1 protein-coding gene and 1 pseudogene are annotated in these 1,554 nt (G+C 67.2%); one reads left to right on the forward strand and one right to left on the reverse strand.

All coding sequences use genetic code 11. The features are described 5' to 3' along the window. Nucleotides 1–220 (reverse strand): annotated as a pseudogene (locus tag G3N97_RS38410) (ATP-NAD kinase); the annotation flags it as partial. Between the two features lie 454 nt (nt 221–674). On the opposite strand from G3N97_RS38410, the gene G3N97_RS38415 reads away from it, so the two are divergent. Next, the coding region (locus tag G3N97_RS38415) for a GAF domain-containing protein (protein ID WP_205997943.1) at nt 675–1,554 on the forward strand (880 nt) is incomplete at its 3' end.

The following is a 1,554-nucleotide window of genomic DNA, read 5'->3' on the forward strand; positions in this document are numbered from 1 at the left end:
TATGCGTTTCGAGCGCGCGCAGCACCAGCGCGGCGACGCCGGTCTTGTCGCGCAACGTGATCACGCGATCGACGCCGAACGCGCCCAGTCCCGCGAGCAGTCGCACGACCATGTTGGCTTTCTCGGCCGTCGGAAACACGGAAGCATGCGTGGTGAGGCGGCGGATGTCGCGTCCCGAAGCCGGGTTCGCGATCACGCCTACGGTCACGGGCGTCGTCACGGGCTTTGTCTCCTGATCCGCGCGAGGGCGGATCGCTTGTGTCAGCGACGCTGGCAGATTGCGTTTGTGCGTCATGTTTGTCCGCAGACTCTGCAAGCGTTATGCCAATGCGTGCGCACCGCGCGTTCACGCAGACGGAATGCCGCTACGACAGGGCTTTGCGGCCGATTCTCAAGCGCGCCGCAATCAGCGTCGCGCGGCGCGGCGGCGTCTCAGCACGGCCTGCGCCGGGCGCCCGAGCGAAATGCACTGCAGCGAGACGCGCGGGCAGAATCGCGCAGCGCCCCGGGCGACGCACCCAAACCACCGTTGTGCAGCCCCGCATACGCGTCTCACGACGCATTGAGACGATCGTCTCAGCCATCTCGCTTGCTGCGCTGCGGTGTGATTGCGCGCGCCGGATGTGCTACAAAAGGTTCCCGCCTGGAGTGGTCTGGATTCGACTGGAACCGCCATGCCCTACGCCCTCGCTCCCACCCGCCACGCCGCGCGCGTGCGCGACGCCGTCGAAGGTCGCCTGCCCGCGCCTTCCGGTTCGGCTCGGCTCGCGTCGTCGTGGCAGCGCTCGTTCGAGCGCTATCAGCTCGATCCCGGCTCGGTGATCGGTCCGCGCGTGCTGAGCGCCGCCGAGCTGCGCGAAATCCGCGATCGCGAGGAGTCTTTTCTGCGCGCTTCGGGCCAGTGCCTCACGCGCCTGCACGACGTCGTGCGCGACGCCGACTACTGCGTGATGCTCACCGACGCGCATGGCGTGACGATCGACTACCGCATCGACCGCGAGCGCCGCAACGACTTCAAGCACGCGGGCCTGCATATCGGTTCGTGCTGGTCGGAGAGCGAGGAAGGCACTTGCGGCATCGCGAGCGTGCTGGCCGATCTCGCGCCGATCACCGTGCACAAGACCGATCATTTCCGCGCCGCGTTCACCACGCTCACCTGCAGCGCCGCGCCGATCTTCGCGCCCGGCGGCGAGCTGATCGGCGTGCTCGACGCCTCCGCCGTGCAGTCGCCCGATGGCCGCGAGAGCCAGCGCATCGTCAATCAGCTCGTGCGCCAGAGCGCGACGCTCATCGAGGACGGCTATTTCCTGCATCGCACCGCGTCGTGCTGGATTCTGTTCGGCCACCAGAGCCGCAATTACGTCGAGGCGCAGCCCGAACTGCTGATCGCCTTCGACGAAAACGGCAACGTGGTCGCTGCGAACCGGCGTGCGCGCGAAATCATTCCGGGCCTAGAAGGTCCGCGCCATATCGACGAGATTTTCGATTCGTCGCACGTGCAGTTGCGCGATATCGGCCGCGTCGAGGCCATCGCAGCGCTGCGTCTGCGGGCGA

This window comes from Paraburkholderia sp. Ac-20347 (genome assembly GCF_017104805.1).
Lineage (GTDB): Bacteria > Pseudomonadota > Gammaproteobacteria > Burkholderiales > Burkholderiaceae > Paraburkholderia > Paraburkholderia tropica.